The sequence below is a fragment of the Burkholderia sp. B10 genome, from assembly GCF_004368385.1.
Classification (GTDB): Bacteria; Pseudomonadota; Gammaproteobacteria; order Burkholderiales; family Burkholderiaceae; genus Burkholderia; species Burkholderia vietnamiensis.
In genome coordinates, this window is the sequence record NZ_PQMX01000017.1 from 1 (window position 1) to 25325 (window position 25325).

Annotated in this window: 24 protein-coding genes and 2 tRNA genes; 13 read left to right on the forward strand and 13 right to left on the reverse strand. The window is 67.7% G+C overall.

Features of this window, described 5'->3' with window-relative positions; genetic code table 11:
- Positions 1-178: 178 nt before the first annotated feature.
- Positions 179-1141, reverse strand: a complete 963-nt coding sequence (trxB, locus tag C3Y15_RS11265) for a thioredoxin-disulfide reductase (protein ID WP_043290850.1) — start codon at positions 1139-1141, stop codon at positions 179-181.
- A gap of 443 nt (positions 1142-1584) precedes the next feature.
- Between trxB and C3Y15_RS11270 the strand changes: the two genes are divergently transcribed.
- The 3 genes from C3Y15_RS11270 to C3Y15_RS11280 all read left to right on the forward strand — a co-directional run bounded on the left by C3Y15_RS11270 (position 1585) and on the right by C3Y15_RS11280 (position 6109).
- Entirely contained in the window at positions 1585-3894 is a 2310-nt protein-coding gene (locus tag C3Y15_RS11270; protein ID WP_069246161.1) for a DNA translocase FtsK, read from the forward strand.
- A 46-nt stretch (positions 3895-3940) separates the two neighbouring features.
- Positions 3941-4630 (forward strand): outer membrane lipoprotein chaperone LolA, encoded by a 690-nt coding sequence (lolA, locus tag C3Y15_RS11275; RefSeq protein ID WP_059455980.1) that lies wholly within the window; start codon positions 3941-3943, stop codon positions 4628-4630.
- Between the two features lie 168 nt (positions 4631-4798).
- Entirely contained in the window at positions 4799-6109 is a 1311-nt protein-coding gene (locus tag C3Y15_RS11280) for a replication-associated recombination protein A (protein ID WP_069246162.1), read from the forward strand.
- Positions 6110-6137: 28 nt separating this feature from the next.
- Here the strand turns inward: C3Y15_RS11280 and C3Y15_RS11285 are convergent, their stop codons facing one another.
- The gene (locus C3Y15_RS11285) at positions 6138-6404 is read right to left on the reverse strand and encodes a DUF2164 domain-containing protein (protein WP_069246163.1); all 267 of its coding nucleotides are present in this window, start codon (positions 6402-6404) and stop codon (positions 6138-6140) included.
- A gap of 205 nt (positions 6405-6609) precedes the next feature.
- Between C3Y15_RS11285 and serS the strand changes: the two genes are divergently transcribed.
- From serS to C3Y15_RS11300, 3 genes are all read left to right on the forward strand, one after another.
- Positions 6610-7911: a serine--tRNA ligase gene (gene serS / locus C3Y15_RS11290; protein WP_014722636.1), complete on the forward strand. Its 1302-nt coding sequence runs from the start codon at positions 6610-6612 to the stop codon at positions 7909-7911.
- 116 nt (positions 7912-8027) lie between these two features.
- Positions 8028-8118: transfer RNA gene (locus C3Y15_RS11295), tRNA-Ser, on the forward strand.
- 245 nt (positions 8119-8363) lie between these two features.
- A complete protein-coding gene (locus tag C3Y15_RS11300; protein WP_069246164.1) occupies positions 8364-9899 on the forward strand; it encodes a methyl-accepting chemotaxis protein in 1536 nt (511 codons plus the stop codon).
- 30 nt (positions 9900-9929) lie between these two features.
- Here the strand turns inward: C3Y15_RS11300 and C3Y15_RS11305 are convergent, their stop codons facing one another.
- Positions 9930-11090 carry an alkane 1-monooxygenase gene (locus C3Y15_RS11305; protein WP_034194113.1) on the reverse strand — a complete coding sequence of 387 codons (1161 nt, stop codon included), beginning with the start codon at positions 11088-11090 and terminating at the stop codon, positions 9930-9932.
- 532 nt (positions 11091-11622) lie between these two features.
- On the opposite strand from C3Y15_RS11305, the gene C3Y15_RS11310 reads away from it, so the two are divergent.
- The 5 genes from C3Y15_RS11310 to C3Y15_RS11330 all read left to right on the forward strand — a co-directional run bounded on the left by C3Y15_RS11310 (position 11623) and on the right by C3Y15_RS11330 (position 14929).
- On the forward strand, positions 11623-12288 hold the full coding sequence (locus C3Y15_RS11310; RefSeq protein WP_224056651.1) for a GNAT family N-acetyltransferase: 666 nt from the start codon (positions 11623-11625) through the stop codon (positions 12286-12288).
- Between the two features lie 167 nt (positions 12289-12455).
- Complete coding sequence (gene minC / locus C3Y15_RS11315; RefSeq protein WP_011883699.1) at positions 12456-13226, forward strand: septum site-determining protein MinC; 771 nt, start codon at positions 12456-12458, stop codon at positions 13224-13226.
- Positions 13227-13285: 59 nt separating this feature from the next.
- Positions 13286-14101: a septum site-determining protein MinD gene (minD, locus tag C3Y15_RS11320; RefSeq protein ID WP_011883701.1), complete on the forward strand. Its 816-nt coding sequence runs from the start codon at positions 13286-13288 to the stop codon at positions 14099-14101.
- A 12-nt stretch (positions 14102-14113) separates the two neighbouring features.
- Positions 14114-14368: a cell division topological specificity factor MinE gene (gene minE / locus C3Y15_RS11325; protein WP_006400798.1), complete on the forward strand. Its 255-nt coding sequence runs from the start codon at positions 14114-14116 to the stop codon at positions 14366-14368.
- A 159-nt stretch (positions 14369-14527) separates the two neighbouring features.
- Positions 14528-14929, forward strand: a complete 402-nt coding sequence (locus tag C3Y15_RS11330) for a YXWGXW repeat-containing protein (RefSeq protein WP_059462854.1) — start codon at positions 14528-14530, stop codon at positions 14927-14929.
- A gap of 116 nt (positions 14930-15045) precedes the next feature.
- On the opposite strand, the gene C3Y15_RS11335 is transcribed toward C3Y15_RS11330, so the two are convergent.
- A complete protein-coding gene (locus tag C3Y15_RS11335; protein ID WP_059896166.1) occupies positions 15046-16632 on the reverse strand; it encodes a chloride channel protein in 1587 nt (528 codons plus the stop codon).
- Between the two features lie 173 nt (positions 16633-16805).
- On the opposite strand from C3Y15_RS11335, the gene waaC reads away from it, so the two are divergent.
- On the forward strand, positions 16806-17804 hold the full coding sequence (gene waaC, locus C3Y15_RS11340) for a lipopolysaccharide heptosyltransferase I (RefSeq protein WP_059460715.1): 999 nt from the start codon (positions 16806-16808) through the stop codon (positions 17802-17804).
- Between the two features lie 34 nt (positions 17805-17838).
- Here waaC and C3Y15_RS11345 read toward each other — a convergent pair whose 3' ends face one another.
- The 9 genes from C3Y15_RS11345 to rph all read right to left on the reverse strand — a co-directional run bounded on the left by C3Y15_RS11345 (position 17839) and on the right by rph (position 24163).
- Complete coding sequence (locus C3Y15_RS11345) at positions 17839-18018, reverse strand: hypothetical protein (RefSeq protein ID WP_011883712.1); 180 nt, start codon at positions 18016-18018, stop codon at positions 17839-17841.
- A gap of 98 nt (positions 18019-18116) precedes the next feature.
- Positions 18117-19427 (reverse strand): MFS transporter, encoded by a 1311-nt coding sequence (locus C3Y15_RS11350; protein WP_069246369.1) that lies wholly within the window; start codon positions 19425-19427, stop codon positions 18117-18119.
- Positions 19428-19715: 288 nt separating this feature from the next.
- Positions 19716-20207, reverse strand: coding sequence for a TonB family protein (locus C3Y15_RS11360; RefSeq protein WP_011883716.1), 492 nt, complete (start codon positions 20205-20207; stop codon positions 19716-19718).
- A gap of 177 nt (positions 20208-20384) precedes the next feature.
- Positions 20385-20678 carry a hypothetical protein gene (locus C3Y15_RS11365; RefSeq protein ID WP_011883717.1) on the reverse strand — a complete coding sequence of 98 codons (294 nt, stop codon included), beginning with the start codon at positions 20676-20678 and terminating at the stop codon, positions 20385-20387.
- Positions 20679-20868: 190 nt separating this feature from the next.
- Positions 20869-21270, reverse strand: coding sequence for a hypothetical protein (locus C3Y15_RS11370; protein WP_011883719.1), 402 nt, complete (start codon positions 21268-21270; stop codon positions 20869-20871).
- Positions 21271-21420: 150 nt separating this feature from the next.
- Positions 21421-21508 (reverse strand) — tRNA-Ser (locus tag C3Y15_RS11375).
- Between the two features lie 43 nt (positions 21509-21551).
- Entirely contained in the window at positions 21552-22766 is a 1215-nt protein-coding gene (gene hemW, locus C3Y15_RS11380) for a radical SAM family heme chaperone HemW (RefSeq protein WP_045579366.1), read from the reverse strand.
- Between the two features lie 34 nt (positions 22767-22800).
- Positions 22801-23430, reverse strand: coding sequence for an RdgB/HAM1 family non-canonical purine NTP pyrophosphatase (rdgB, locus tag C3Y15_RS11385; protein WP_034194120.1), 630 nt, complete (start codon positions 23428-23430; stop codon positions 22801-22803).
- Positions 23423-24163 carry a ribonuclease PH gene (gene rph, locus C3Y15_RS11390; RefSeq protein ID WP_011883725.1) on the reverse strand — a complete coding sequence of 247 codons (741 nt, stop codon included), beginning with the start codon at positions 24161-24163 and terminating at the stop codon, positions 23423-23425. The genes rdgB and rph overlap by 8 nt, the downstream gene beginning before the upstream one ends.
- A gap of 174 nt (positions 24164-24337) precedes the next feature.
- Here rph and C3Y15_RS11395 point away from each other — a divergent pair, with 174 nt between their 5' ends.
- Positions 24338-25261 (forward strand): YicC/YloC family endoribonuclease, encoded by a 924-nt coding sequence (locus C3Y15_RS11395; protein ID WP_011883726.1) that lies wholly within the window; start codon positions 24338-24340, stop codon positions 25259-25261.
- The last annotated feature ends 64 nt before the right edge of the window (positions 25262-25325 follow it).

Here is a 25325-nt window from a genome sequence, read left to right on the forward strand (position 1 = left end):
TCGCTCGGGTGGGGCTGGTTCTTCGCCATGATTCGATAACGGGGCAGGCGCGTTCGGGCGCGCGGGCACAAAAAAACCGCTGCGCGACGGCAGCGGTTGTTCGGTCGAGCCCGCTCGGCGGCAGCGAACGCCATTGTAGCGCCGTGCTGCCGCGGGGCCCGCGGCTCGTTTTTCGCGCTTACTTCTTGTCGTGCAGGGTTTCGAGGTAGCGCTGCGCGTCGAGCGCGGCCATGCAGCCGGTGCCGGCGCTGGTGATCGCCTGGCGGTAGACGTTGTCCTGCACGTCGCCCGCGGCGAACACGCCCGGCACGCTGGTCGACGTCGCGTTGCCCTGCAGGCCGCTCTTCGTCAGGATGTAGCCGTCCTTCATCTCGAGCTGGCCCTGGAACAGGTCGGTGTTCGGCTTGTGGCCGATCGCGACGAACACGCCCTGCACGGTCAGGTCCTGCGTCGCGCCGGTCTTCACGTTCTTGATGCGCAGGCCCGTGACGCCCGACTCCTCGCCGGTCACCTCGTCGAGCACGTGATCCCACTTGATGTCGACGACGCCTTCCTTTTCCTTCTCCAGCAGCCGGTCGATCAGGATCGGCTCCGCGCGGAACTTGTCGCGGCGGTGGATCACCGTGACCTTCTTCGCGATGCCCGTCAGGTACAGCGCTTCTTCGACGGCCGTGTTGCCGCCGCCGATCACCGCGACCTCCTGGTTGCGATAGAAGAAGCCGTCGCAGGTGGCGCAGGCCGACACGCCCTTGCCCATGAACGCTTCCTCGGACGGCAGGCCGAGATACTGCGCCGATGCGCCGGTCGCGATGATCAGCGCGTCGCACGTGTATTCGCCCGCGTCGCCGATCAGCCGGATCGGCTTCTCGTGCAGCTTCGCGGTGTGGATGTGGTCGAACACGATCTCGGTGTTGAAGCGCTCGGCGTGCTCCTGGAAGCGCGCCATCAGTTCCGGACCTTGCACGCCCTTCGCGTCCGCCGGCCAGTTTTCGACGTCGGTCGTCGTCATCAGCTGGCCGCCCTGCGCGATGCCGGTGATCAGCACCGGAGACAGGTTGGCGCGTGCCGCGTAGACGGCAGCCGTGTAGCCGGCAGGGCCGGAACCGAGAATCAGGACTTTGGCGTGTTTGGGCGTGGACATGTGCGAATCCGTAAAAGGCGGCCGCGGCGTGCGGGACAAGGCTCGCCGGACGGTCTGGGTTGACCGGTATGCCGTCATAGATGGGTATCAGACGCGCATTATAAAGGCCCCGTTGCGGCACTGCCGAACGAGAGTTTCAATCGCGGCGATAGCGTGTGGCGGCGGCACGTACCGGGCAGAGCACGCGGCGGCCGGCAGGAGCGGGGGAGCGCGGCGCAGGCGGCTGCCCGGCCGCCTGTCGCGGCGCGTTGCCGCATGCAAAAGTCCCATGCATCGAATGTGATGCACGCGTGGCGTTCGGCGTGCGCGCAGGCGGCGCCTCAGTGCGCGGTGGTCTTCGCGCGATGTAACCGTCATTTACACTTGGCGGCGCAGTGCAGCGTTTACAATGAGCGGGAACGAACGACAGGCGGGCGCGCGGCCCGCCATCTTTATACGGATTCATGGCAAAAGCTCCTTATTCCGCCCAGGCACAGGCGTTGCCGCACCGGATGTCGAAGCTCCTCACGGAGATCCGCTGGATTCTCCAGGTCGCGCTCTGCGCTTTTCTGGTGATGGCCCTGCTGAGCTACAGCCGGCGCGATCCGAGCTGGACGCATGCCGCGCAGGTCGATCACATCTCGAACTGGGCCGGGCGCGTCGGCGCGTGGACGGCCGACATCATCCTGCTGCTGTTCGGCCTGTCGGCCTACTGGCTGATCGTGCCGCTCGGGCGGCGCATCGCGGTCAACTACCGGCGCATCACGCGTCACGAGGCCGTCGTCGACGAGCCCGAGCGGCCGATCGGCTGGCTCACCGAGATCTTCGCGTTCGTGCTCGTCGTGCTCGCGTGCGACGGCATCGAGGCGTTGCGGATGTGGTCGCTGAAGGTGCAGTTGCCGCGCGCGCCGGGCGGCGTGATCGGCGAGGCGGTGGCCGGCGCGATGTCGCATGCGTTCGGCTTCACCGGCAGCACGCTGCTGCTGCTGGTCCTGCTGGCGATCGGGCTGTCGCTGTATTTTCGCTTCTCGTGGCTGTCGGTCGCCGAGCGCGTCGGCGGGGCGATCCTGTCCGCCGTCAACGTCGCGAAGCTGCGCCGCGAGGCCGAGCGCGACCGCCGGCTCGGCGAGGCCGCGGCCGTGCGCCGCGAAGGCAAGGTCGAGGAGGAGCGCGTGCGGATCGAGGATCACGAGCCCGTGACGATCGTGCCGCCGGTCGTCACGCCGGCGAAGTCCGAGCGCGTCGAGCGCGAGCGCCAGGTGCCGCTGTTCACCGACCTGCCCGGCGATTCGACGCTGCCGCCGGTGTCGCTGCTCGATCCCGCGCCGAAGGCGCAGGAAGCCATTTCCGCCGACACGCTCGAATTCACGTCGCGCCTGATCGAGAAGAAGCTGAAGGACTTCGGCGTGGAGGCGAGCGTCGTCGCCGCCTATCCGGGCCCGGTCGTCACGCGCTACGAGATCGAGCCGGCCACCGGCGTGAAGGGCAGCCAGATCGTGAATCTCGCGAAGGACCTCGCGCGCTCGCTGTCGCTCGTGTCGATCCGCGTGGTCGAGACGATCCCCGGCAAGAACTACATGGCGCTCGAGCTGCCGAACCAGCGCCGTCAGACGGTCCATCTGTCGGAGATCATCGGCTCCGAGGTCTATGCGGCCGCGTCGTCGGCGCTGACGCTGAGCCTCGGCAAGGACATCGGCGGCAAGCCGGTGTGCGCCGATCTCGCGAAGATGCCGCACCTGCTGGTCGCCGGCACGACGGGCTCCGGCAAGTCGGTGGGGATCAACGCGATGATCCTGTCGCTGCTGTACAAGGCGACGGCCGAGCAGGTGCGCCTGATCCTGATCGATCCGAAGATGCTCGAAATGAGCGTCTACGAAGGCATTCCGCATCTGCTGTGTCCGGTCGTGACCGACATGCGCCAGGCCGGCCACGCGCTGAACTGGACGGTCGCGGAGATGGAGCGCCGCTACAAGCTGATGAGCAAGCTCGGCGTGCGCAACCTGGCCGGCTACAACAACAAGATCGACGAGGCGGCCAAGCGCGAGGAGAAGATTCCGAACCCGTTCAGCCTGACGCCGGACGAACCGGAACCGCTCGGCCGGCTGCCGAACATCGTCGTCGTGATCGACGAGTTGGCCGACCTGATGATGGTCGTCGGCAAGAAGGTCGAGGAGCTGATCGCGCGGATCGCGCAGAAGGCACGCGCGGCCGGCATTCATCTGATCCTCGCGACGCAGCGTCCGTCGGTCGACGTGATCACCGGGCTGATCAAGGCGAACGTACCGACGCGCATCGCGTTCCAGGTGTCGTCGAAGATCGACTCGCGCACGATTCTCGACCAGATGGGCGCCGAATCGCTGCTCGGGATGGGCGACATGCTGTACCTGCCGCCCGGCAGCGGGCTGCCGGTGCGCGTGCACGGTGCGTTCGTCGCCGATGACGAGGTGCATCGCGTCGTCGAGAAGCTCAAGGAGCACGGCGAGCCGAACTACGTCGAAGGTCTGCTCGAAGGCGGCACCGTCGACGGCGACGAAGGTTCGGCCGGCGCGGGAACCGGCGAAGGCGGCGGCGAGTCTGATCCGCTGTACGACCAGGCGGTCGAGATCGTCATCAAGAACCGCCGCGCGTCGATCTCGCTCGTGCAGCGTCATCTGCGGATCGGCTATAACCGCGCGGCGCGGCTGCTCGAACAAATGGAACAGTCGGGGCTCGTGTCGGCGATGTCGTCGAGCGGCAACCGCGAAATTCTTGTGCCGGCGCGCGACGCGGAATGAGTCCGCGGCGCCCGAGGCGCCGGCCACCCACGGAGAAAACCGGATCATGCAGCAACATTCGTTCGTTCCTTCCCTTCGTTCGACGCGGCGCTGGCTTGGCGCGGCGCTCGCCGGCGCATCGCTGATGCTCGCGGCGACGCACGCGTTCGCGGGCGGCACCGAACAACTGAAGGCCTTCGTGTCGCAGGTGCGCTCGGCGCGGGGCGATTTCACGCAGCAGATCGTCAAGGCGCCGGCCAAGGGCGCGAGCGCCGCACAGGTCGCGCCGAAGCCGAACGACAACTCGAGCGGCACGTTCGTGTTCGCGCGCCCGGGCAAATTCATTTGGACTTATCAGAAGCCGTATCAGCAGGTGCTGCAGGCCGACGGCGACAAGCTCTACGTGTACGACCGCGACCTGAACCAGGTGACCGAGCGCAAGCTGAACGGCGCACTGGGCGCGAGCCCGGCCGCGATCCTGTTCGGCAGCAACGATCTCGACAAGAACTACACGCTGCGCGACGCGGGCGAGAAGGGCGGCATCGACTGGCTCGAGATGCTGCCGAAGGCGCAGGACACGCAGTTCCAGCGGATCGGCATCGGCTTTCGCAACGGCACGCTCGCCGCGATGGAGCTGCACGACGTGTTCGGCAACGTGACGCTGCTCACGTTCACCAACATCCAGACGAACCCGCCGCTGAAGAACGATACGTTCAAGTTCGTCGTGCCGAAGGGCGCGGACGTGATCACCGGCTGAGCGGCCTCGCGCCGTTTCGCTGCACGGGCCTGCCGGCGACGGCGGGCCCGTGCTGTTTTGGCGCGTCGCGCTTGCGGCGGCGCGCACCGCCGCCGGGTCGTGCGGCTGTCATAATGGCGGGTCCGGCGGCCGTCGCGGCCGCCACCGTTTGATCTGGAGCGAGGGTTCATGTCCGACCTGTTTCAAGTCGAGCCGCGCCGGCCGCTCGCCGAGGCGCTGCGGCCGAAGACGCTCGCCGAGGTGATCGGCCAGACGCATCTTCTGGGCGAAGGCAAGCCGCTGCGGCTCGCCTTCGAATCCGGCAAGCCGCATTCGATGATCCTGTGGGGGCCGCCCGGCGTCGGCAAGACGACGCTCGCGCGCCTCACCGCGCTCGCGTTCGACTGCGAGTTCATCGCGCTGTCCGCGGTGCTCGGCGGCGTGAAGGACATCCGCGAGTCGATGGAGCAGGCGAAGGACACGCTGAACCGCACCGGCCGCCACACGATCCTGTTCGTCGACGAAATCCACCGCTTCAACAAGGGGCAGCAGGATGCATTGCTGCCGTTCGTCGAGTCGGGGCTCGTGACCTTCATCGGCGCGACCACCGAGAATCCGAGCTTCGAGGTCAACTCGGCGCTGCTGTCGCGCGCTCAGGTGTACGTGCTGAAGTCGCTCGACGACGACGAGATGCGTCAGCTGCTCGAGCGCGCGCAGCAAATTGCGCTCGACGGCCTCGCGTTCGACGACAAGGCGGTCGATACGCTGATCGGCTATGCGGACGGCGATGCGCGGCGCTTCCTGAACCTGCTCGAGCAGGCGCAGACGGCCGCGTCGTCCGCGCGCGTCACGACGATCGACGCCGATTTCGTCAGCAGCGCGATGACACTGAACGCGCGCCGCTTCGACAAGGGCGGCGACAATTTCTACGACCAGATCTCGGCGCTGCACAAGTCGGTGCGCGGCTCGAGCCCGGACGGTGCGCTGTACTGGTTCTGCCGGATGATCGACGGCGGCGCCGATCCGAAATATCTCGCGCGGCGCATCGTGCGGATGGCATGGGAAGACATCGGCCTGGCCGACCCGCGCGCGCTGCAGATCGCGAACGATGCGGCCGAAACCTACGAACGGCTCGGCTCGCCGGAAGGCGAACTGGCGCTCGGGCAGGCGGTGATCTATCTGGCGTGCGCGGCGAAGAGCAACGCGGGCTACAACGCGTTCAACCAGGCGATGGCGTTCGTCAAGCAGGACAAGTCGCGCGAGGTCCCCGTGCACTTGCGCAATGCGCCGACCAAGCTGATGAAGGAGCTCGGCTACGGTCATGCGTATCGCTACGCGCACGACGAGCCGAACGCGTATGCGGCCGGCGAGACCTATCTGCCGGACGGCATGCGCGAACCGCACTGGTACAAGCCGGTGCCGCGCGGGCTCGAATCGAAGATCGCCGAGAAGCTCGCATGGCTGCGCGAGCTCGATCGCGACGCCGGCAAGAAGGATTGAGCGGCCGGCTGCGACGGGCCTCGGCGCGTCAGCGCTTGCGGCCCGGCTGCTTCTTCCAGTATTCGAACGGCTCCGCGTGGCATTCGATGTCGAGTTCGGCGACGCGTGCGTGCAGTCGCTCCTGCGCGTCGGCGATCGCGAGGTTGTAGATCGCCGGCGCGATCTCCTCGACGAAGAAGTGCAGCAGCGCGCCGGCCTGGATGTTGCCGATCGGCTCGTCCATGTTTTCGGTGAAGTAGCGTTGCAGCGATGCGATCGCGCGCTCGCGTACGTCCTTGTCCAGCTCGATGGCCATCGGGTTGCTCCGTTGAGGGTGGTGCGGGCGCGCGCGTTGTCGGCGACGGCGCGTGCGGCCGGCGCGGCAGTGACGCGGGTGCGCCGCCGGATCCGATACTGCCACGCGGCCGGCTATTTGCGGCACTGTCCGTCCGGCCGATGCCGTGGCGCCGCCGCGGTGCGTTAGAATTCGCGTCTTACACAACGATTTTCCAAGTCCTCCCATGCTCGACATCCAGTTGCTGCGCAAAGACCTCGACGGCGTCGCGAAGCGCCTCGCCGATCGCGGCTACACCCTCGACGTCGCCGCGTTCTCCGCCCTCGAAGCGGAACGCCGCGCGATCCAGACCCGTACCGAAGAGCTCCAGGCGCGCCGCAACAGCCTGTCGAAGCAGATCGGCGCGATGAAGGGGAAGGGCGAGGACACGTCGGCCGTGATGGCCGAAGTCGGCGGCATCGGCGACGAGATGAAGGCGTCGGAGGTGAAGCTCGGCGAGATCCAGTCGCGCCTGTCCGACCTGATGTTGGGCATGCCGAACATCGCGCACGAAAGCGTGCCGGTCGGCAAGGATGAGGCCGACAACGTCGAGCTGCGTCGCTGGGGCACGCCGCGCCAGTTCGATTTCGACGTGAAGGATCACGTCGACGTCGGCACGCCGCTCGGCCTCGATTTCGAAACCGGCGCGAAGCTCGCCGGCGCGCGCTTCACGATGCTGCGCGGGCCGATCGCGCGCCTGCACCGCGCGCTCGCGCAGTTCATGCTCGACACGCACACGCAGCAGCACGGCTACAGCGAGACGTACACGCCGTACATCGTGAATCCCGAGATCCTGTACGGCACCGGCCAGTTGCCGAAATTCGCGGACGACATGTTCCGCGTCGAGAAGGGCGGCGCCGAAAACACGATCACGCAGTACCTGATCTCCACGTCCGAGATCTCGCTGACGAACACCGTGCGCGAGTCGATCGTCGATGCGTCGGCGTTGCCGATCAAGCTGACCGCGCATTCGCCGTGCTTCCGCTCGGAAGCCGGCTCGTATGGCCGCGACACGCGCGGCATGATTCGCCAGCACCAGTTCGACAAGGTCGAGATGGTGCAGGTCGTCGCGCCCGACACGTCGTACGCTGCGCTCGACGAGATGGTCGGCCATGCGGAAGCGATCCTGCAGAAGCTCGGCCTGCCGTACCGCGTGATCACGCTGTGCACGGGCGACATGGGCTTCTCGGCGGCGAAGACGTTCGACCTCGAGGTGTGGCTGCCCGCGCAGAACACCTATCGCGAGATCTCGAGCTGCTCGAACACCGAGGCGTTCCAGGCGCGCCGGATGCAGGCGCGGTTCCGCAACGCGCAGGGCAAGCCGGAACTCGTGCATACGCTGAACGGTTCGGGTCTGGCGGTCGGTCGCACGCTCGTCGCGGTGCTGGAGAACTACCAGAACGCGGACGGCTCGGTCACGGTGCCGGAAGTGCTGCGTCCGTACATGGGTGGCATGGAGCGGATCGACGCACCGGTGCAGGCGTCGTAACGCGGGTCTTGCGAAGCCCTCGTAAAAAATTTTCAGAAAGGGCTTGTCAGCCGCGAAGCGATCGTCTTATAATCTTTTTCTCGCGGAAACGACCAACCGCGAAATGCAGCAAGGAAGGAGAGGTGGCAGAGTGGTCGAATGTACCTGACTCGAAATCAGGCGTACGGTTTCCCCGTACCGTGGGTTCGAATCCCACCCTCTCCGCCAAAATACGAAGCCCCGTGATTCGAAAGGATCACGGGGTTTTTCGTTTTGTCCGTGCGATCGCGAACGGAAGCGGTGTCGATGCCTTCGATGCCCCGCATGCGCGCCGGCAGGCATTCCGCTCCGCAACGTCGCCAGCACCGCCCATCCCCGCGGCTTCGCCGCTTCAGCCCCGGCCCCTTACGCCGTTAACAGAAGTCAGCAACGCGCGTTTTCCGCGTCGTCGCCGTCTTCCGATTCAAGGCCCCATGAAGCTCAGTTACAAGATTCCTCTCGCATTCGCCGTTGCGCTGCTGCTGATGTTCGGCGGCGCGCTGTACGGCATCCGCATTCTCAATCGCTCGATCGACACGTTCGCCAACGACGTCCAGACGCAGGTCGCCAATGAGCGGCTCGTGTCGGCGACGCTCATTGAATTCAAGCTGCAGGTCCAGGAATGGAAGGACACGCTGCTGCGCGGCAAGCAGCCGGAGATGCTCGACAAATACTGGCACGCGTTCGAGACGCGCGAGCGCACCGTCGATACGCTCGCCGCGCAGCTCGTCAAGCAGCTGCCGCCCGGCGACAGCAGAACGCTCGTCGAGCAGTTCGCGCGCGCGCATGCGGCGATGGGCGACGGTTATCGCCGCGGCTTCGACGCATTCAAGGCCGCGGGCTTCGAGCCTTCCGCCGGCGACGCGGCGGTCGCCGGCGTCGACCGGACGCCCGCCGCGTTGCTCGAACGCGCGGCGAAGGTGATCGCCGAGCAGAGCGCGGCGGTGTCCGCGCAGGCGAGCCGCGATGCGAGCTACGCGAGCGTGACGAGCGTCGTGCTGATGCTGATCGTGCTCGGCATCGCGATGATCGGCGCCTTCCTGTTCAGTCGCGCGATCTTGCGGCCGCTCGATCGCGCGGTCGCCTGTGCGCAGGCAGTGGCCGGCGGCGACCTCACGCGTACGGTCGACGCGGACGGCCGCGACGAGATCGCCGATCTGCTGCGCGCGTTGCAGACGATGCAGGCGAGCCTGTCGGAGGTCGTGCACGAAGTGCGCACGCACGCCGAAGCGGTCGCGACCGCGAGCGCGGAGATCGCCTCGGGCAATCACGACCTGTCGTCGCGTACCGAGTCGCAGGCCGCGTCGCTCGAGGAAACCGCGGCCAGCATGACCGAGCTGACCGGCATCGTCGGTAAATCGGCTGAGCACGCGCAGTATGCGGCGCAACTGGCGCGCGACGCGTCCGAGGTCGCGTCGGCGGGCGGCGGGGTGATGACCGACGCCGTCCAGACGATGGACGGCATCGCCGCGAGTTCGGCGAAGGTCGGCGAGATCATCGCCGTGATCGACGGCATCGCGTTCCAGACCAACATCCTCGCGCTGAATGCGGCCGTCGAGGCGGCGCGGGCCGGCGAGCAGGGGCGCGGGTTCGCGGTCGTCGCGTCAGAGGTGCGCTCGCTCGCGCAGCGCAGCGCGTCCGCCGCGAAGGAGATCAAGGGGCTCATCGAGCAATCGACGCAGCGCGTCGATCAGGGCGCGGTGCTGATCGGCCGTGCGGGCGACTCGATCCGCGAGATCGTCGGCGCGGTCGAGCGCGTGACCACCATCGTCGGCGAGATCTCGTCGGCATCGCAGGAGCAGAGCGCCGGCATCCAGCAGGTGAACGTCGCCGTCGCGCAGATGGACGAAGCGACGCAGCGCAACGCGGCGCTGGTCGAGCAGGCCTCGGCCGCGACCCAGGCGCTCGCCGAGCAGGCGAACGCGCTGCGACGCGCGGTAGCCGTGTTCAGGCTACCGCAGGCCGCTTGAGCGGCGCGGCCGCGACCGCATAGGCCCGCGTCAGGTCGCGGCCGGATACTGCGCGAGCACGCGTTCGCGGATCGACGGCTTGATGTTCGACTGCGCCATGTCGCCGCCGTAATGTGCGACCACGCGCGGATTCATCACGCGATACCAGAGCGGCGGCACATAAGCGAACAGGATCATCGTCGCGTAGCCGGCGGGCAACTGCGGCGAGTCGTCGAAATGGCGCAGCGCCTGATAGGAGCGCGTCGGATTCGCGTGATGGTCGGCGTGGCGCTGCAGCTGGTACAGGAACAGGTTCGTGACGACGTGATTGCTGTTCCACGAATGCTGCGGCGTGCAGCGCTCATAGCGGCCGCTTGGCAGCTTGCGGCGGCCGAGCCCGTAGTGCTCGACGTAGTTCACGACTTCGAGCAGCGACGCGCCGTACGCCGCCTGGATCACGAGGAACGGGATCACGACCGGGCCGGCCATCGCGATCGCGATGCCCCACACGACGACGGTCATCGCCCACGCGTGCAGCACCTCGTTGCGCCAGGTCCACGGCGAGCGGCCGAGCCGTTCGAGGCGTGCCTTCTCGAGCCGCCACGCCGAACGGATGCTGCCGGCCACCGTGCGCGGCAGGAACGCCCAGAACGACTCGCCGAAGCGGGCGCTGGCGGGATCCTCGGCCGTCGCGACGCGCACGTGATGGCCGCGGTTGTGTTCGACGAAGAAGTGTCCGTACGCGACCGGCGCGAGCGTGATTTTGGCGAGCCAGCGCTCGAACCGGTTGGTCTTGTGCCCGAGCTCGTGCGCGGTGTTGATCGAGATGCCGGTGGCGGCGCCGAGCGACAGCGCGAAGCCGACGTAGTCGTACCACGCGAGCGCATGCGTGCCGACGATGCGCACGCACATGAAGAAGGCGACGTATTCGACCAGCGTCGCCAGGTAGACGATCCAGCGGTAGTAGCGCGACCGTTCGAGCTGCGGCACCACGGCTTCGGGCGGATTGTCGCGATCGTCGCCGATCAGCGTGTCGAGGATCGGGATCACGCCGAAGGCGAACAGCGGGCCGAACCACCAGAACACGTGCACGCCGGTCGACAGTGCGAGTTGCGCCGCGAGGATCGGCAGCGTGATCGTCACCGCGCCGAGCAGCCACAGATAACGCTTGCCATCCGACCAGCCCGAGGCCGGTCCGTCGGTCGTTGCCATCGTCTCCCTCCATTGGGGGCCGGCTGCGCCTGCAAGCGCGACGGCCGCTCGTGTCATTTCGTCGTGGTGGTCCGCGATGCGGCGTGAGGCAGGCGCGGCACCGGATCGATCGTCCGGCTGTGCCAGTTATACGACGGGCGCGGCCGCTTTCCAAACTCCGGCGCTAGGCGCGAAACTCCAAACGGCGGACCGCATGTGGGGCTCGCGGGCGGGCGGCGACGCCGGGCGATTGAAACGGGCACCGCGCGGCGCGATCTGCCCGCGCGGCCCGCGTTCTGATCAGATGAATGCATGCCCGAAGCCTGTGCGACAGCCGACGACCGACGCTGCAACGAATGTTGCGTCGCAATATCGATCGCGCGACGAGGACGGCGCGCGCCGCGTTTTCGCATGTGCGGATGCCGGACGCTGACGGTTTCGACGTCTCCGCATCGGACGTCGATTGCTCGAATGCCCGAGTGACAAGCCGAGCGAGGCGCACGGTCCGAAGGCCGGACGCGCTCGTCGTGACGGTTCACCGACCGACGGCAGCATGCTGCACGTGCACAGCGGCGGCGGCCCGCACGCGCTTGCGTTGCGCGCCGACTCTCGATCGGCGCGGCCGTTTGAAAATAACGATTTGACTCATGCCCCGCTTTCGGTTGAAGCTAGTAGCTTGCTGTCCGAAGGGGGCTGTGCCTGCATGAGTTCGACCTTGACCGTTCGTCGTATCGCTGCCGACCAAGGCAGCGTGTATCGCGAACTCCGCGCCGCGTCGCTTCGTGAGCCCTACGCGCCGGGCGAAGCGCCGGAGGCCGAATTGCTGAGCGTCGACGCCGACGCGGCGGCGGCCATTGCCGCGTTGCGCGCCGCGTCCGACGAGTCGACGACTTTCCTGCTGTACACCGAAGGCCATCCGGCCGGCATGATCGGCGCGTATTTCGACAATACGCCCGAGCGGCGCGCGTTCGTCAGCGAACTGTGGGTCGCGCACGCGGTGCGCCACCTGCGCGGCGGCGTGCTGCTGCTCGAAACGGCCACCGGCTGGCTGGCCGAGCGCGGCGCGCGGGACATCTACGCATGGATTGCCGATGCGAACCGCGACGCGATCCGTTTCTACGAGCGCGCCGGCTTCGGCAACACGGGCGAGCACGCGCCGGTCGCGCGGATGCCCGGCGCGATGAAGTCGTTGTTCGTATCCCACATCGATACGCCGTGACGCGCGCAGGTGCGGGCCCGCGCCGAGTGACGAAGGCCCGTGCGCGCGTCCCGCTGTCCGCGCGCCGGTCGCGCGCGTCTTGCGACACCGCTTGCCAGGTCGCCCAAAAATAATGGCCGGCCGCTTGGACGCCTGTAAAATACGCAAAAAATTTTTGCAGAGTGTCCATGTCGCTTAAAAAATCGCCATTCTTCGAGCTGCGCAGCGGATCGGTCGATACGTTGCTGTTCACCGTGAAGACGACCGATCTCGATGCGTTGCGTGCCGAACTGGTCAAGCGCTTCGAAGCGACTCCCGAATTTTTCGCCGACGACGTCGTCGCGATCGACGTCCGCCGCCTGGCGGAGGGCGAACGCGTCGCGCTCTCGGACATCCGCCAGATGCTGAACGACGTGCGGATGCGTCCGGTGGGTGTCGTCGCGCAGGCGTCGCAGGCGTGGGCGGCCGAAGCCGGCCTGCCGTTGCTCGAGGCGCGCGATCGCCGCGGAGCCACGGCGAAGCCGGAGCCGGCCGACGAGGCCGAGCCGCCTGTCGCTGCGGCGGCAGCGGAAGCGGTGCCGGAACCGGCGCCAGAGCTCGCACCGAGCGCGCCCACGACGGGTGCGCAGACGCTGGTGATCGACCGGCCGCTGCGTTCGGGGCAGCAGATTTACGCGAAAGGGGACCTCGTGGTGCTCGCGCCGGTCAGCCACGGCGCCGAGATCATCGCGGAAGGCAACATCCACATCTACGCGCCGTTGCGCGGCCGCGCACTCGCGGGCGTGCACGGCAACCACGATGCGCGCATTTTCTGCACGTGTCTGGAGCCGGAACTGATTTCGATCGCGGGTATCTATCGAACCACCGAGAACCCGTTGCCCGCCGACATACTGGGTAAAGCGGTGCAGATCCGGCTCGAAGAGGAAAAACTGATGATCGAACCGCTGCGCCTGACGTGATTCACGCGCTGCGCTCCGGATCGATCGGCTCTCATTGACGAACACAGGGTATTGGGTAAATGGCAAAAATCATCGTGGTGACTTCGGGCAAGGGCGGCGTAGGCAAGACGACGACGAGCGCCAGCTTCGCGTCCGGCCTTGCGCTGCGCGGCCACAAGACGGCCGTGATCGACTTCGACGTCGGCCTGCGCAACCTCGATCTCATCATGGGCTGCGAGCGTCGCGTCGTGTACGACCTCGTGAACGTGATCCAGGGCGAAGCGAACCTGAACCAGGCGCTGATCAAGGACAAGAAGTGCGAGAACCTGTTCATCCTGCCGGCGTCGCAGACTCGCGACAAGGATGCGCTCACGCGTGACGGCGTCGAGAAGGTGCTGAACGACCTGGCCGCAATGGACTTCGAATTCATCGTCTGTGACTCGCCGGCCGGTATCGAGGCCGGTGCACTGCACGCGATGTACTTCGCCGACGAAGCGCTGATCGTCACGAACCCGGAAGTGTCGTCGGTGCGCGATTCGGACCGCATCCTCGGCATCCTGTCGTCGAAGACCAAGCGCGCGACCGAAGGCAAGGAGCCGATCAAGGAGCATCTGCTGATCACCCGCTACAGCCCGAAGCGCGTGAGCGAAGGCGAAATGCTGTCGCTCGAGGACATCAGCGAGATCCTGCGCATCAAGCTGATCGGCGTGGTGCCGGAGTCGGAAGCCGTGCTGCACGCATCGAACCAGGGCTTGCCGGCCGTCCATATCGACGGCACCGACGTCGCCGAAGCGTACAAGGACGTCGTCGCGCGCTTCCTCGGCGAGGACAAGCCGCTGCGCTTCACCGATTACCAGAAGCCGGGCCTGCTGCAGCGCCTCTTCGGCAGCAAGTAACGGAGGCCGCCCATGTCCATTCTTTCGTTTCTCCTCGGTGAGAAGAAGAAGTCCGCGTCGGTCGCGAAGGAGCGCCTGCAGCTCATCATCGCGCACGAGCGGGTCGGCGGCCGTCCGCCGGCCGATTACCTGCCGGCGCTGCAGAAGGAACTCGTCGCGGTCATTTCGAAGTACGTGCAGATTTCGAACGACGACATCCGCGTGAGCCTCGAGCGTCAGGACGATCTCGAAGTGCTCGAAGTGAAGATCGAGATTCCGCAAGCCTGAGCTGTTCGGTCCCTCTCCGCACGGCGGCGCCACGCCGCCGTGCGCGTCTTACGCCCTGTTGCACTTTCGGGCACGCCGTAACACGGCGCCTGTCGGCCGCTCGCCGGCCTCCCGCATTGAACGAATACGCTCGCGTCATTCGTCAATCAGGAGGTTGTGATGGCTGTCTTTACTGTTCAACGCCGTATCGTTTCGCTGGCCTTGTGCGTCGCGGGCCTGTCGGCCGTCGTCGCGCCGCTCGCCGCGCGCGCGGACGAGATTCTCGTCGGCGCGCCGCTGATGGTGCCGTCGGGCCGGATGGTCGTCGCGGAGCCGGTCGCGATGCCGGCCGAGCAGATCGTCGTCGTCGCGCCGAACGCGCCGCCGCCGGTTCGCTACGAGGTCGTGCCGGACGCGCGCGTCGGCTACGTGTGGGAGCGCGGTCACTGGCGCTGGGAGCATGGCCGTTACGTCTGGATCGGCGGCCACTGGGAAGCCGAGCGTATCGGCATGCACTGGGTGCCCGGCCACTGGGATCAGCGCGGGCCGAACTGGTTCTGGACCCGCGGCCACTGGGCCTGACCGGGGGCTGCGATGAAACGGACCGCCATCGCGATTGCGCTCGTCGCCATCACGCTCGCGGGCTGTATCGTCGTGCCGGCCCGGCCGATTTACTATCGGCCCGCGCCGGTGGTGATCTACTGAGGGTCGCGCGGGTCGGCTGCCGTCGACGCCGGCGAGTCGGCATCGGGCCGTGCCGCAGAGGCGTGCGCTGCGTCGTGGCCGGCTGCGGGTGCCGATCCGGATGACGGCGATTGCGCCTGCGTCGCGACCTCTGCGTCGCCGTCTTCTTCGCGCAGCGTGTCGAGCGGATCGGCTGGCGCATCCTGCGGCTCCGTGACGCCGCTCGCGGCCGTAGCCGCCGCGGCAGCGGCAGCCGCCGCTGGTGCCGTAGCGGACGGTGCGGCGGCCGGCGGCGCGAGATAGCGCTCCGCGAGCGTTTCATAGAGCGGCGGGGCGAAGAAGCGCGCGATGCGGCTCGACACCAGCGCGGTCGCCATCAGCGAAATCACGAGCGCGTGGCCGTTGATCATCTCCATCACGATCACGAACGACGTGATCGGCGATTGCGTGACCGCCGCGAGGTAGCCGACCATCGCGAGCGCGATCAGCATCGGCAGGCTCATGTTGCCGAACGCGAGGTGCAGCAGGTTGCCGAACCCCGCGCCGATCGACAGCGACGGCGCGAAGATCCCGCCCGGGATGCCGGGCAGGTACGACCCGACCATCGACACCATCTTCAGAAACGGATAGAACACCGACAGCTGCTCGTGGCCGTCGAGCAGCCCGCGTGCCTCGGCATAGCCGCTGCCGAACGTCGTGCCGCCCGACGCGATGCCCACGACGGCGATCACGAACCCGCACAGCGCGGCGAACGCGATCGGGCGCTCGCGATACAGCACGAGCAGGCGCGCGGGCAGCCAGCGTCCGGTGTTGAGCAGCAGCCAGCTGAACAGGCCGCCGGCGATGCCCGTCACGATCGCGGTGACGAGCACGGCGACCGCCAGCATCTTCGGGAAATGCTGGCCGGCGTTGATCGTGCCGAAGTACGTGTAGTTGCCGTTCAGGCCCAGCGCGACGACGCCGGCGAGGATGATCGCGGTGATCAGCACGCCGCTTGCGCGCGCGGAGAAGCTGCGCGTGAGTTCCTCGATCGCGAACACGATACCGGCGAGCGGCGTGTTGAACGCCGCGGACAGGCCGGCCGCCGCGCCGGCGAGCACCAGTTGCCGTTCGATTTGCGCGTTCGAGCGCGGATAGAGGCGCCGCAGGTTGAACATCAGCGCGGCGCCGACCTGTACGGTCGGGCCCTCGCGGCCGATCGTGAAGCCGCCCAGGATCCCCAGGAACGAGACCAGCACCTTGCCGAACAGGATGCGCAGCGTCAGCAGCCGCGAGCCGAATGCGCGCGGGCTCGCATGCAGCGTCGCGATGACTTGCGGAATCCCGCTGCCCTCGGCGCCGCGGAAGAAGCGGCGGGTGATCCACGCGGACGCCGCGGCGATCGACGGCGTCAGCAGCAGCGGCAGCCAGGCGGCGTGCTCGCGCATCGTGCGGAACGTGTCGTAACCCCAGTCGATCAGCCGCGCGTACAGCACGGCCGCGAGACCGACGGCGATGGCGCCGAGCCAGAAGACGCCGAACTGGCGCCAGATTCGCAGCGAGCGTCGGGTGAGGAGCGGAAACAGACGGGAAAGCGGGGCGGGAAGCTCTGAGCGTTGCATCGGCGTCGGCCGGCAGGGCAAAGGCGCATTATAGGAAGATTCGGATGCCATGGGCGCATGACAAAACTTTACGAAAACGACGCATTTTGTTGCAAATGTAATCTTGGTGTAATGTGTGGGGTCGCCAAGCGTCGTTAGCATGGCGAAATGGCAGGCCATTCCCCACAAGAAAAGTGAAACGCATCCTCATCGTAAAAGTGACCTCGCTCGGCGACGTCGTCCAGACGTTGCCTGTCGTCGCGGACCTCCATCGTGCGTTCCCCGGTGTGGCGGTCGACTGGGCCGTGGACGAATCCTGCGCCGAAGTCGTGCGCTGGCACCCCGGCGTCAGCAACGTGCTGTGCGCGCCGCTGCGGCGTTTCAAGAAGCTGCGCAACGGCGGTGACTTCAAGGCGATCTCCGCGTCGATCGGCGCGTTGCGCGCGCATCGCTACGATGCGGTCATCGATCTGCACGGCGTCTACAAGAGCGCGATCATCTCGGCGCTGGCGCGCGCGGGGCGCCGCGTCGGCTACCAGACCCAGGATCTCGGCGAGACGGGTGCGCGTTTCGCGTACTCGCATCGTTTCGGCCCGCGGCCGGACTGCGACGCGTGGCACGGCATGCGCGTGAGCGCCGGCGAGGCGCTGGGCTATGTCCCCGAAGGCGTCGCCGATCACGGGATCGTCGCGCCGCAGGACGCGCGCCTGCCGGCCGCACTGACCGACGGCGCGCCGTTCGTGCTGCTGTTTCATGCGACGTCCAATCCGGACAAGCAATGGCCTGCCGATCACTGGGCCGCGCTGGCCACGCAGATGATCGCGCGCGGCGTGCGCGTCTTGCTGCCGTGGGGATCGCCGGCCGAACACGACGACGCGCAGCAGATCGCCGCGCGGGCGCCCGGCGCGATCGTGCTGCCCGCGATGTCCGTGCGCGAACTGGGCGCGGCGATCGGTCTGGCGACGCTCGTGGTCGGTGTCGACACCGGCTTCGTGCATATGGCGCACGCATTGAAGCGCCCGACCGTGATGATCTTCGTCGCGACGTCGCGGCACCATTGCGGCATCGGCGGCGCGCCGCACGCGCTGTCGATCGGCGAGCCCGGTGCGCCGCCGTCGGTTGCGCAGGTGCTCGACGCGATCGATGCGGTCGGCCCGGCGCATGGCGCGCGGCGTGTGCGCTTGACGGCCTGACGGGGCTATCGACGCCGCTGTGCGCGCGAGCGCTTCACGCGAGCAACGCTTCGACCGTCACCACCGCCGCGATCGCGGCCAGATTCGCCAGCAAGGCTTCGACGAGCAGCCCGCGCCAGCTTTGCGGCCGAAAGCGCGCGGCGAGCAGCAGCGCGCTGCCGAGCGCGAGCGCGAGGATCAGCACGAGGTCGGCGTTGTTCAGATGGACGTTCATCGCGGCGCCTCCTTGAGATGGAGAAGTTCCGGGCGCGGTGCGCCCGGCTCCGAGTATAGGCAGCGCCGCGCGCCGTACAACGGGGGCTGTCCCGGAGTTCAGACGAGCGATGCGTCGCGGGTTTCGCGCATCAGCAGCACGCCGATCAGGCTCAGTGCCGCCGCGACCGACACATAGCCGCCGACCCACGACAGGCCGCCGCGCGCGGCGAGCAGCTGCGCGATGTACGGCGCGATCGACGCGCCGAGGATCCCGCCGAGGTTGTACGCGACGCCGGCGCCCGTGTAGCGGACGTTGGTCGGGAACAACTCGGGCAGCAGCGCGCCCATCGGCGCGAACGTCACGCCCATCAGGAACAGCTCGAGCGTCAGGAACAGCGCGACGAGCGGCATCGAGCCGCTGCCGAGCAGCGGCTCCATCGCGAAGCCGGACAGCAGCGCGGCGATCGCGCCCGCGGCCAGCACCGGCTTGCGCCCGAAGCGGTCGGCCGCCCATGCCGACAGTGGCGTCGCGAGCCCCATGAACACGACGGCGAAGCACAGCAGACCGAGGAAGCTCTGGCGCGGAATATGCAGCGCCGACACGCCGTACGACAGCGAGAACACCGTCGAGATATAGAACAGCGTGTAGCAGACCACCATCGCGAGCGCGCCGAGCAGCGTCGGCTGCCAGTGTTGGGAGATCAGCGTCGCGACCGGTACGCGCACGCGTTCGTCGCGCTCGAGCGCGGCCTGGAAGGCCGGCGTCTCGGCGATCTTCAGTCGTACGTACAGGCCCACCGCGACGAGCACCGCACTGACCAGGAACGGAATCCGCCAGCCCCAGCTGCGGAACTGTTCGTCGGACAGCGACAGCGCGAGCGCGAAGAACAGCCCGTTCGACATCAGGAAGCCGACCGACGGGCCCAGTTGCGGAAACATCCCGAACCAGCCGCGCTTGCCGGGCGGCGCGTGTTCGGTCGCGAGCAGCGCCGCGCCGCCCCATTCGCCGCCGAGGCCGATGCCCTGGCCGAAGCGCAGCACGCACAGCAGCTCCGGCGCGAGCGTGCCGATCGTGTCGTAGCCCGGCACGAAGCCGATCGCGGTGGTCGAAATGCCCATCACGAGCAGCGATGCGACCAGCGTCGACTTGCGGCCGATGCGGTCGCCGAAGTGACCGAACAGGAACGAGCCGATCGGTCGGGCGATGAACGCGATGCCGAACGTCACGAACGCCGACAGCGCCTGCGCGGTCGCGGAGCCGTGCGGGAAGAACACGGGCCCGATCACGAGCGCCGCGGCCGTCGCATACACGTAGAAATCGTAGAACTCGATCGCGGTGCCGATGAAGCTCGCGAACACGATGCGCCGATGGCTGACGGCGCCGGCCGAGCCGGTTGCGCGTGCAACGGCCGGGGGGAATGCGGACATGGATGTCTCCGTTTTATCGTTGGGGTGTTCGGCCGCGGCGAGCGCGGACTGGCGCAGCCGGGCGCGGCCGAGCGGATGACGCGGTGGCGTTGCGCGCCGCGTGTCGTGGCGCGGGCATCGCCCGCCGTTCGACGATGGAGACGGATAGGCCGCCGCCGCCGGATGCCGGCGTGATCGGCTCGCGTGCCGGATGCGGCGTGCGAACGCGTGCGCGGCGGGATGGCCGCGCAATGGCGAAAAATTATAGCGAGCGCGGCCGCGGAGCGGTAAGTGCGGAGTGCAGACGGTTCAATCGAGCGATTGCGCCTGCGCGGACGCGGTGCTCTGCAGCGCGAAGCGGCCGTCGTCGTTGAAGAGCCAGCCTTCCAGTATCTCCAGCCGGCCGTTGCCGTCGAGCAGTTTCGGCGGCGGAGGAGGCAGCGGCGCCGAGCGGCGCAGCGACGCCAGCGCAAGGGCTTCGGCCTCGCTGTCGCCGTTGCTGCGATAGACGGAAGCATTGACGACGCGGCCGCCGCGATCGACGGTGAACGCGACGACGACGAGCGAGCGCAGCATCGCCTGCGGCGTGCCGCGCGACACGCCCGACGGGTTGTGGTCGGCCACGCACCGCGCGACTTCGACGCGATACTGGTCGAGGTTCGCGCTGCGCACGACCGACGGGATCGTCAGCACCGAGTGCAGCGACGGCGGCGGCGTGATCGTGCAGGCGGCGAGCAGCGGGATGGCGACGAGCACGGCAATACGCCGCCGGCTGGCGCACGGGCGGAGAACGGAGCGCATGGGGAAGTGCCGGAGGGTGACGATACAAAAATGATAGGCGTCCGCGCGCGGCGTGTTATCCGGGGAAACGCATAGCGCGCGAAACGCACCGTCGCGATGCGCGGATAACGGCAACGGGGGCGGCGCCGGGGCCACGTCGCGATTCGACGCGGCGGATGCGGCCACGGCCGAACGCGTTCAGTAGCCGTGCGTCACGAGCGCCAGAACGGACAGATCCGGATGCGTGCCGTCGACGATGCTTTTACCGATGTGCACGGCTTCGCGCACCGCTTCGTCGAGGCTCGCGAAGCTCTCTTCGCCGTCGGCATGGAAGGCCACCGCATGATCGGGCAGGGCGGGATTCACGCCCGGATGGCACACATAGCCGGTGTAGGTATAACGCGCGTCGCTGCCGGGCGCGAGGCCGGGCACGACATGAATTTCGAAGCCTTCGTAATCGACGTGATCGGTCGCGGTCGACAGTTCGGTCATGGCGCTCTCCATGTGCCGCGCGCGGGGATGGTGCGGGCGGCAGCGAGTCGCGGCGGCGGTCGTGTCGCCGTGCTGATCGAATTCTAGGCGATGGCGGCGCGGGTCGTCAGTGTTGCGTGTAGTGGGCCTTCGCTGCACGAAGCGGCCCGCAGTCGTTCTCACACCCGCCACGATCCCGCGGCAGCGCCGCTCAACGGGCGCAGCGCGCGTCCTTGCGCTGAATGACGAGGATCACCGGATATTTCTGGCCGTGATCGAGCTCCACCGGGGCGACGACGGTCAGCGTCGCCGGGTCGGAATCGTCGTACACGCTGACCTGCTCGTTGCGGATGTAGGTCACGCCGGTGCAGTTCGATGCGCGCCCGTCGTCCGACACCTTGCACTGCAGCTCGTTTTCCTTCAGGTAGTTGTACGGCGTCGGGCTCGCCAGATATTCGCGCAGGCTGCGCGGCGAGCCGCCGACGCCTTTCACGTACGCGATCGCGCACGACGGCGTTTGCGCGTCGGCGTCGGAGGCGGAATCGGCAGCCGCCGCATGCGTGCCGACCGTGGCCAGCAGCGCGACGAGCGAGGAGGCGATGAAGGGTTTCATGACGTGGGTGTCCCGTTTCGCGGTTCGGAGCGCCGGATTGTAACGGCATCCGGCGGCGCGCGTCGGCGCGTTGCGGCGCTGCGCGCGCAAACGCCGCGGACAAACAAAAACCCCGTCATTCGATGAATGGACGGGGTTTGGCGAATTTCCTGGCGGAAGCGGTGAGATTCGAACTCACGGACAGTTTCCCGTCGCCGGTTTTCAAGACCGGTGCCTTAAACCGCTCGGCCACGCTTCCACGCGAGGCGTGCATTGTAACCGAAATGCCGCGTCGTTCCGCGTCAATCGTCGCGCAGGAACAATTCCTGCAGGTCGTTGAGAAAGCGCTGGCCGAGCGGCGTCGGCGCGATCTGCGTGAAGTCGCGCGTGATGAGCCCGCGGCGTTCCGCTTCGTTCAGCGCCGGCTCGATCGTGCCCATCGGCAGGCCGGTGCGTTCGGCGAAGCTGTGCACCGGGAAGCCCTCCACGAGCCGCAGCGTGTTCAGCATGAACTCGAACGGCAGGTCGCGCGCGCCCACTTCGCGTTCTTCCTGCACCGGCGTGCCGGCCATCGCCTGTTCGATGAAGGTGGCCGGATGCTTGTAGCGCGCCTGGCGCAGGATCCGGTTCGGGAACGACAGCTTCGTGTGGGCGCCCGCGCCGATTCCGAGATAGTCGCCGAAGCGCCAGTAATTCAGGTTGTGCTTGCACTGATGATTCGGCTTCGCATACGCGGACACCTCGTAGCGGCCGTAGCCGGCCTCGGCCGTGCGCTCGTGGATCCATTCCTGCATGTCGGCCGACGCGTCGTCGTCCGGCACGACCGGCGGGAACTTCGCGAACAGCGTGTTCGGCTCGAGCGTCAGGTGATAGAGCGACAGATGCGGTGGCGCATACGACAGCGCCGTCTCGATGTCGGCGCGGCATTCGGCGAGCGTCTGGTTGGGCAGCGCGAACATCAGGTCGAGGTTGAAGTTGTCGAAGGTCTGCGCGGCGATCTCGACGGCCGCGCGCGCCTGCGCCGTGTCGTGAATGCGGCCGAGCGCCTTCAGATGACCTTCGTTGAAGCTCTGGATGCCGACCGACAGGCGGTTCACGCCGCTCGCGCGAAACTGCGCGAACTTCGCCGCTTCGAACGTGCCGGGGTTCGCCTCGAGCGTGATCTCGGCATCCGCGTCGAGCGGCAGCAGCGCGCGCACGTCGGACAGCAGCCGGTCGAGGCCGGCCGCCGACAGCAGGCTCGGCGTGCCGCCGCCGATGAACACCGTATGCACCTGGCGGCCCCACACGAGCGGCAGCGCCTGCTCGAGATCGGCGCGCAGCGCGTCGAGATACTCGGTTTCCGGGAAGCGCTCGCCTTTCCATTCGTGCGAATTGAAATCGCAGTACGGACACTTGCGCACGCACCACGGAAAATGCACGTACAGCGCGAGCGGCGGCAGCGACGTGAGCCGCACCTGCCCGGGCGACGTGAACGTCGCGACGACGCGTGCGCCGGTTTGCGCCGCCTGGCTCATGCGGCCTCCGGTTGCGAAGGCGTTACGTAGACGATCATGCGGTTTCCTCTGCGAGCCGCGCGAGCAGCGCGTCGAGCGCAAGCGCTCGATGGCTGTGCGTGTTCTTCACGGCCGGCTCGAGCTCGGCGGCCGTCGCGCCGAGCGCCGGCACGTAGAAATACGGGTCGTAGCCGAAGCCGTGCTCGCCGCGCGGGGTGTCGACGATCTCGCCGATCCAGCGCCCTTCGGCGAACAGCGGCTCGGGATCGTCCGGATGACGCACCAGCGCGAGCACGCAGCAATAGTAGGCGCGGCGGTCGTCGACGCCGCGCAGCTGCTCGACCAGATGCGCGTTGTTCGCCGCGTCGCCGCGAGCGCCGCCGGCACGCTGCGCATAGCGCGCCGAATAGACGCCCGGCGCGCCGCGCAGCGCGCGCACGCACAGGCCGGAATCGTCGGCGATCGCCGGCAGGCCGGTGAGGCGCGCCGCATGACGCGCCTTGGTCAGCGCATTCTCGATGAACGTGCCGAACGGCTCGTCGGCCTCGGGCACGGCCAGCTCGCCCTGCGGGACGATCTCGATGCCGACCGTCGAGAACAGCGCCGCGAATTCGCGCAGCTTGCCGGCGTTGTTCGACGCGAGCACGATGCGCGACAGCGGCGCGGCAGTGCGATCGTCAGACATGGTCGGCGCCCAGAACGTCCTTCTGCAGCTGCACGAGCCGGCCGATGCCGGCTTGCGCGAGGTCGAGCAGCGCGTTCATTTCGGCGCGCGAGAACGGCACGCCTTCGGCGGTGCCCTGGACTTCGACGAAGCCGCCGGCGCCCGTCATCACGACGTTCATGTCGGTGTCGCAGCGCGAGTCTTCCGCGTAGTCGAGGTCGAGCACGGGCGCGCCTTCGTACACGCCGACCGAGATCGCCGCGACGTGATCGGTGATCGGCGAGCGCGCGAGCTTGCCGGCCGCGATCAGCTTCGACACGGCGTCGTGCGCGGCGACGAACGCGCCGGTGATGCTCGCCGTGCGCGTGCCGCCGTCGGCCTGGATCACGTCGCAGTCGATGTTGATGGTGCGCGGGCCGAGCGCTTCCAGATCGAACACCGCGCGCAGCGCGCGGCCGATCAGGCGCTGAATCTCCTGCGTGCGGCCCGTCTGCTTGCCGCGCGCTGCTTCGCGATCGCTGCGTGTGTGCGTCGCGCGCGGCAGCATCCCGTATTCGGCGGTCAGCCAGCCCTGGCCGCGCTCGCGCAGGAATTCGGGCACGCGTTCCACGACGCTCGCCGTGCAGATCACCTTGGTATCGCCGAATTCGACGAGCACCGAGCCTTCGGCGTGTTTCGTGTAGTGGCGCGTGAGGGCGACCTTGCGCAGTTCGTCGGCGCGACGGCCGCTCGGGCGGGACAGGGATGACGTCATCGGGAATCGGGCACGGAAGAGGAAACCCCGATTTTAGCGCCGAACGGCGGCCTTGCCCGGCGGGGTCGCGCGCAAAAATGGGATAATGCGCGCTTCCCGCCCCGCGCCTTGCAATGCGCCGGGCGCCTCGACTTATTCCCGCCCGATCCGGGCACACCCACGGCGAGACGAACCATGATCTACAGCATGACGGGCTATGCGAGCGCGACGCGCGAACTCGCGACGGCTGCCGGCAACGGCGGCGCGAGCGTGTCGGTCGAACTGCGCACCGTGAACTCGCGTTTCCTCGACCTCAATTTCCGGATGCCCGACGACGTGCGCGCATGCGAGCCGGCGCTGCGCGAAATGCTGATGAACAAGCTGTCGCGCGGCAAGGTCGACGTCCGTATCAACCTGCAGCGCGGCGAGCAGAGCATCGGCGCGGGCGCGCTGAACCAGACGGCGCTCGGCCAGCTCGCCGAGCTCGAGCGCTCCGTGCTCGATGCGTTCCCGGGCGTCGGCCGCCTGCGCGCCGGTGAAGTCCTGCGCTGGCCCGGCGTGCTGGCCGAGAGCGGCGTGTCGGCGGACGCGATCCGCGACGCGGTGCTCGCGTGCGGCAAGGAAGCGATCGGCGAGCTGGTCGTGGTGCGCTCGCGCGAAGGCGCGCAACTCGCGACGATGCTGCTGTCGAACGTCACCGAAATGGAGGCGATCGTCGCGCGCATCACGCCGCTCGTGCCGGAGCTGATCGCGAAACATCAGCAGAAGATCGTCGAGCGGCTGCAGGAAGCGCTTGGCCTCGCGGCGCCGGAAGGCAGCGCGACGATCGTCACGCGCGAGGAAGCGGCGGAGCGCATTCGTCAGGAAGTGACGATGTACGGCATCCGCATCGACATCGCGGAAGAGCTGTCGCGCCTCACCGCGCACCTGAACGAAACGCGTCATGTGATCGAGAAGGGCGGCCGCGTCGGCAAGCGTCTCGACTTCATGATGCAGGAACTGAATCGCGAAGCGAACACGCTCGGCTCGAAGGCGGCGGCGAAGGAGCTCGCCGACGCATCGATGGCGCTCAAGCTGTTGATCGAGCAGATGCGTGAGCAAGTGCAAAACCTGGAGTAACAGAGATGAAACGATCCCCATGCTCACTACGTTCGCTGCCCCCCGAGGGGGCGGCCCGGCGGAG

What these genes read in the sequence shown, in the direction of transcription:
- minE (WP_006400798.1), top strand. Translation starts at nt 14,114, where the DNA reads ATGTCCATTCTTTCGTTTCTCCTCGGTGAGAAGAAGAAGTCCGCGTCG.
- C3Y15_RS11305 (WP_034194113.1), bottom strand. Translation starts at nt 11,090, where the DNA reads ATGGCAACGACCGACGGACCGGCCTCGGGCTGGTCGGATGGCAAGCGT.
- minD (WP_011883701.1), top strand. Translation starts at nt 13,286, where the DNA reads ATGGCAAAAATCATCGTGGTGACTTCGGGCAAGGGCGGCGTAGGCAAG.
- C3Y15_RS11345 (WP_011883712.1), bottom strand. Translation starts at nt 18,018, where the DNA reads ATGAACGTCCATCTGAACAACGCCGACCTCGTGCTGATCCTCGCGCTC.
- minC (WP_011883699.1), top strand. Translation starts at nt 12,456, where the DNA reads ATGTCGCTTAAAAAATCGCCATTCTTCGAGCTGCGCAGCGGATCGGTC.
- rph (WP_011883725.1), bottom strand. Translation starts at nt 24,163, where the DNA reads ATGACGTCATCCCTGTCCCGCCCGAGCGGCCGTCGCGCCGACGAACTG.
- C3Y15_RS11270 (WP_069246161.1), top strand. Translation starts at nt 1,585, where the DNA reads ATGGCAAAAGCTCCTTATTCCGCCCAGGCACAGGCGTTGCCGCACCGG.
- C3Y15_RS11335 (WP_059896166.1), bottom strand. Translation starts at nt 16,632, where the DNA reads ATGCAACGCTCAGAGCTTCCCGCCCCGCTTTCCCGTCTGTTTCCGCTC.
- C3Y15_RS11285 (WP_069246163.1), bottom strand. Translation starts at nt 6,404, where the DNA reads ATGGCCATCGAGCTGGACAAGGACGTACGCGAGCGCGCGATCGCATCG.
- lolA (WP_059455980.1), top strand. Translation starts at nt 3,941, where the DNA reads ATGCAGCAACATTCGTTCGTTCCTTCCCTTCGTTCGACGCGGCGCTGG.
- rdgB (WP_034194120.1), bottom strand. Translation starts at nt 23,430, where the DNA reads ATGTCTGACGATCGCACTGCCGCGCCGCTGTCGCGCATCGTGCTCGCG.
- hemW (WP_045579366.1), bottom strand. Translation starts at nt 22,766, where the DNA reads ATGAGCCAGGCGGCGCAAACCGGCGCACGCGTCGTCGCGACGTTCACG.
- C3Y15_RS11370 (WP_011883719.1), bottom strand. Translation starts at nt 21,270, where the DNA reads ATGAAACCCTTCATCGCCTCCTCGCTCGTCGCGCTGCTGGCCACGGTC.
- C3Y15_RS11395 (WP_011883726.1), top strand. Translation starts at nt 24,338, where the DNA reads ATGATCTACAGCATGACGGGCTATGCGAGCGCGACGCGCGAACTCGCG.
- C3Y15_RS11330 (WP_059462854.1), top strand. Translation starts at nt 14,528, where the DNA reads ATGGCTGTCTTTACTGTTCAACGCCGTATCGTTTCGCTGGCCTTGTGC.
- trxB (WP_043290850.1), bottom strand. Translation starts at nt 1,141, where the DNA reads ATGTCCACGCCCAAACACGCCAAAGTCCTGATTCTCGGTTCCGGCCCT.
- C3Y15_RS11365 (WP_011883717.1), bottom strand. Translation starts at nt 20,678, where the DNA reads ATGACCGAACTGTCGACCGCGACCGATCACGTCGATTACGAAGGCTTC.
- C3Y15_RS11360 (WP_011883716.1), bottom strand. Translation starts at nt 20,207, where the DNA reads ATGCGCTCCGTTCTCCGCCCGTGCGCCAGCCGGCGGCGTATTGCCGTG.
- serS (WP_014722636.1), top strand. Translation starts at nt 6,610, where the DNA reads ATGCTCGACATCCAGTTGCTGCGCAAAGACCTCGACGGCGTCGCGAAG.
- C3Y15_RS11310 (WP_224056651.1), top strand. Translation starts at nt 11,623, where the DNA reads ATGCTGCACGTGCACAGCGGCGGCGGCCCGCACGCGCTTGCGTTGCGC.
- C3Y15_RS11350 (WP_069246369.1), bottom strand. Translation starts at nt 19,427, where the DNA reads ATGTCCGCATTCCCCCCGGCCGTTGCACGCGCAACCGGCTCGGCCGGC.
- C3Y15_RS11300 (WP_069246164.1), top strand. Translation starts at nt 8,364, where the DNA reads ATGAAGCTCAGTTACAAGATTCCTCTCGCATTCGCCGTTGCGCTGCTG.
- C3Y15_RS11280 (WP_069246162.1), top strand. Translation starts at nt 4,799, where the DNA reads ATGTCCGACCTGTTTCAAGTCGAGCCGCGCCGGCCGCTCGCCGAGGCG.